The sequence below is a fragment of the Streptomyces sp. SID3343 genome, from assembly GCF_009865215.1.
Classification (GTDB): Bacteria; Actinomycetota; Actinomycetes; order Streptomycetales; family Streptomycetaceae; genus Embleya.
On record NZ_WWJX01000737.1, the window covers coordinates 1 to 4079 of the forward strand.

Sequence of the window (4079 nt, forward strand, 5' to 3'; positions counted from 1 at the left end):
CCGCGCCGACCTCTCCCCGGCCTTCCTCACCCTCGCCGCCACACTGCTCCGCGGGGAAAGCGCTCCGGAATGCGACAGGGCACGGCAGTCGAGTCGCGCGCATCGGGCGGACGTTCACGGTGGCGCGGCACCCACGGAGATCGACGGTGTTCCCAAGGGATGCCCTGGGCAGTCGGGCATGGCCTTTGATCACGGCCGGGTGCGAGGCGCGCTCGGGGTGGGGCCGGTCCCAGCACGGTGCGGCCCGGATCGGATGTCTGCCCTCCCGCCGGTGGACGTCGCGCGATCCCACGCCGTACCGCGTCCAGGCGGGGGTGTCCCTGTGGGGCGGGTGGCTCAGGGCGCCGAAGGGGCGTTCGGCGCGTTTACGGTCGGGTCGAGGATCGGGGCGCGCCGAGGCTCGGGCCGGGGCCTCACGATGCCGCGGCGTCGGGCGCGATCGCGTTGTCCCGCAACGGTTCTGACGCCACGTCAGTCGAGTGTCGATGACACGTCCGTGCTCGGAGTCGCACCGGAGGTTCTACGGCCCCTCGGTCGTCGGGGGCGCTTGGCTGCGGGTGGGGGTCGGTTCGTATATGCGTTGGTGGTCGTGGATTTCGGCGAGGCGGTAGCGGCCTCGGGTGCGGTGGGGCAGGGCGTGTCGGCCGCCGTCGGTGTGCGGGGGTTGGGTGTGCAGGCGCCGGTAGGTGTCGTAGTCGATGGGGCTGCGGCGTGCGATGGCCTCGCGGTGGGCTTGAGTGCGCAGGGCGGTCCGGTATCCGGGGGTGACCTGTCCGGTGAAGAATTCGGCGACGCTTCCGGATCCGTAGCTGAAGAAGCCCAGGGTGCGGCCGTCGAGTTCGTCGTCTTCGTCGAGGAGGGCTGCCAGGGCGAGGTAGAGGGACGCGGTGTAGCTGTTGCCGATGATTTCGTTGTAGCGGGTGGTGGGTGCGATGGCGCGTTCGATGGTGGCGGTGTCGGCCGGCGTTCCGGCGGTTTCGAGGAGGTGGCGGTGTGCCTTGTGTGCCATGCGGGTGAAGGGCTGGTGGTAGCAGACGGTGTGGATTTCTTCGATCGGCGGACCGTGGTGTGCCCGGTGGTCGTGCCATGCGCCGTCGAGGGCGGTCAGGTAGGCGGTGAGGGATTTCTTGCCGTCGACGAGTGCGGTGGTGCGGTGGTTGGGGCGCCAGAAGTCCATGACGTCGTGGGTGAACAGGCCCGAGGGGGCGTTGATTTCCACGAGGGCGGGTTCGGCTGTGATCAGCATGGCCGCGGCTGCGGCGCCTTGGGTGGCTTCTCCGGGTGTGTCGAGGTCGTAGCGGGCGATGTCGGCGGCGAAAACGAGGACGTGTTGTGTGGGGTCGCGGTGGACGAGCGCGGTGGCGAACTGGAGGGCGGCGGTAGCCCCGTAGCAGGCTTGTTTGAGTTCGACGACCCGCAGGTTCGGGGGCAGGCCGAGCAGGGAGTGGACGTAGACGCCGGCGGCCTTGGACTGGTCGATGGAGGTTTCGGTGGCGAACAGGACGGTGCGGATGTGGTCGGCGCCGTGGCGTTCGATGATCGGTGCCGCCGCGTCGGCGGCCATGGTGACGATGTCCTCGTCGGCAGCGGGCACGCTCATTTCCTTTTGGCCGATGCCCTGGTGGTACTTGGCCGGCGCGGCGCCGGTGTGTTCGGCGAGTTCGGCGTGGGTGAGGACGAGGCTGGTGGTGCTGAAGGAGAGGTCGTGGATTCCGATGGGTCGGTCAGCGGGCATGGCGATCGTCTCCGTCGAGGCGTTCGAACAGGGTGTGGGCCTTCATGAGTTCGCCGGGGTTGGTCTGAGCCGCCAGCAGGGAGAGTTCGCCGCACAGCACGGTGGCCGCGGCCAGGACCGCGAGGCGGCGGGCGTTGTCCCCGATGGGGCGGTCCTCGCGGCAGCCGAGCCGGGTGAGGGCATCGTCGACGAAGGCGAGGCCCTTGCCGTTGCCGACCGTGCCGACGATCAGGTTGGGCAGGGTGCAGGAGAAGTGGAGGTCGCCGTCGCGGTCCTGGGCCAGGGTGACGCCCTGCGAGCCCTCGACGATGTTCGCGGCGTCCTGGCCGGTGGCGAGGTAGAAGGCCAGGAGCATGTTCCCGTAGTGGGCGTTGGCGGAGCGGATGCCCCCGGCCAGGAGCGTGCCGACCAGGTTCTTGTTCGTGTTGAGTCGCGTGATCTCGGCGGCCGTGGTGTGCAAGCGGGTGGCGACGATGTGTTCCGGGATCTCGATTTCCGCGATGACCCTTTTCCCGCGGCCCAGGATGCCGTTGACGGCGGTGGCCTTCTTGTCGGCGCAGTAGTTGCCGGACACGGATCCGTAGGTGATGCCGGGTATGTGGGTCAGGATGTGGCCGAGCAGGGCGTCGGCGGCGAGGGTGACCATGTTGTGGCCGGCGGCGTCGCCGGTGGAGAACTCGAAGCGCAGGAACAGCAGTGCTCCGGCGATCTCGTCGCGCACGGCGAGGAGTTCGGCGAAGCGGCTGGTGCCGCGGGTGATCTCGCGCAGTTCGTCGATGCGCCGGTGTACGGCGCGTGCGGCGAGGTGGGCGGTGGCCGCACTGGTGGCCTCGACCAGGACGGAGCGGGTCATACGCTCGTCCACCAGGGTCGCGCGGATGCCCGCGTCGACCATCCGGGAGATCCGCGCGCCGCGGCCGACCGAGGGCCACAGGGGCGACTCGTAGGTGGCGAGGGGGACTTCGACCTCGTCGGTGGCGACGTTCCCGGAGATCCGCAACGGGCCGACCCAGGACAGGGGGATGTGCGCGGCGCCGGGTGCGGATCGCCGGGCGGGCTTCGTACTGCGGATGCTCTGATCGGTCATGGCAGATCTCCTCGGGGGTTGGTCGTGTCGATGTCGCGCAGGGCGCGGAATTCGCGCAGGGATCCGGTCAGGCGCACGTCGCAGCCGGTCAGGTCGGCGGGGTGGTGGGCGCCCAGGAGGGTCATGAGGGAGGTGAGGTGGTCCAGCCAGGTGGTGATCTCCCGGACGAGGGCGTCCACGCCGCCGGCCAGGAGGACGGTGAGGAAGCCGCCGGAGACGCCGACGGCGTGGGCTCCCAGTGCGAGGGCGCGGGCGGCGTCGAGGGGGTGGCGCACGCCGCCGGAGGCCAGGAGCGGCAGACCGCGGCCGCGGGCGTCGAGGAGGGCCGCGGGGGTGCTCAGGCCCCAGCCGTCCAGGTAGGCGTAGTCACGTTGTGGGCGGCGTCCGTTCTCGATCCTCGCGAAGTCGGTGCCGCCGCGCCCGGCAACGTCGGCGACGGCGACGCCCAGTTCGGCGAGGTGGGAGACGGTGCGGCCGCTGAGGCCGAAGCCGACCTCCTTGACGATGACGGGGACGTCGACCGCCGCGGCGATGCGTTCGATCCCCGCGGGCCACGCCCCGAAGGAGCGGTCCCCCTCGGGCATGACGGTCTCCTGCACGGCGTTGATGTGGATCTGCAGGGCGTCCGCGTCCAGCAGGGCGACGGCTCGGCGTGCCTGCTCCGGGTCGGTGCCCGCGTTGACGTTCGCCATCACGAAACCGCCGGGGTTGTGGCGGCGCAGGGGGGTGAAGGTTCCGGCGGTGGAGGGGTCCCTCAGGTAAGGGCTCATGGATCCGCCGGCGATCGGCAGCCGGGTCTCGTGGGCGGCGATCGCCAGGTCGCGGTTGATCTCTCCGGTCCTGGGGCTGCCGCCGGTCATCGCGTTGATGTAGATCGGGACGGGCCAGTCAAGGGTGGCGAAGCGGGTGCGCAGGCAGACCCGGTCGCGGTCGGTGCCGGCGAGGGCGTGGTGCACGAAGTGCACGTCGTCGAACTGGCTGCGTCGCCGGGGCGGTTCGGCGGGCGTGGCGCCGTTGGCGTTGTCGTTTTCGCGTTGGGCGACGGCGAGCCGTACGTGATCGTCCTTGCGTGATCCGCTCATCGGGATGCCCCTCGGTCGGGGAGGAAGGAATGCGGGCTCGGGCCGGGGGCGGGTCCCGCCAAGGGGGGCGCGCCCGGTCGGGGTCTCGGTGCCGGGGTGACCCGCAGCGGCAGGGCGGTGATCCCGGCCCGCGCCCATCGCGCGTGCAGGGCTCGGGGGTCGGCGCTGTCCGGCA

The 4079-nt window shown here is 70.9% G+C and carries 3 protein-coding genes; all 3 read right to left on the reverse strand.

Features of this window, described 5'->3' with window-relative positions; genetic code table 11:
- Nucleotides 1-520: 520 nt before the first annotated feature.
- From GT354_RS22670 to fni, 3 genes are read right to left on the reverse strand one after another with little or no spacing between them, the layout of a single operon-like run.
- Nucleotides 521-1735 carry a hydroxymethylglutaryl-CoA synthase gene (locus tag GT354_RS22670; RefSeq protein WP_161358211.1) on the reverse strand — a complete coding sequence of 405 codons (1215 nt, stop codon included), beginning with the start codon at nucleotides 1733-1735 and terminating at the stop codon, nucleotides 521-523.
- Entirely contained in the window at nucleotides 1725-2822 is a 1098-nt protein-coding gene (locus GT354_RS22675) for a hydroxymethylglutaryl-CoA reductase (protein ID WP_161358212.1), read from the reverse strand. The genes GT354_RS22670 and GT354_RS22675 overlap by 11 nt, the downstream gene beginning before the upstream one ends.
- Nucleotides 2819-3904: a type 2 isopentenyl-diphosphate Delta-isomerase gene (gene fni, locus GT354_RS22680; protein ID WP_161358213.1), complete on the reverse strand. Its 1086-nt coding sequence runs from the start codon at nucleotides 3902-3904 to the stop codon at nucleotides 2819-2821. The genes GT354_RS22675 and fni overlap by 4 nt, the downstream gene beginning before the upstream one ends.
- Between the last annotated feature and the right edge of the window lie 175 nt (nucleotides 3905-4079).

What these genes read in the sequence shown, in the direction of transcription:
- fni (WP_161358213.1), bottom strand. Translation starts at nt 3,904, where the DNA reads ATGAGCGGATCACGCAAGGACGATCACGTACGGCTCGCCGTCGCCCAA.
- GT354_RS22670 (WP_161358211.1), bottom strand. Translation starts at nt 1,735, where the DNA reads ATGCCCGCTGACCGACCCATCGGAATCCACGACCTCTCCTTCAGCACC.
- GT354_RS22675 (WP_161358212.1), bottom strand. Translation starts at nt 2,822, where the DNA reads ATGACCGATCAGAGCATCCGCAGTACGAAGCCCGCCCGGCGATCCGCA.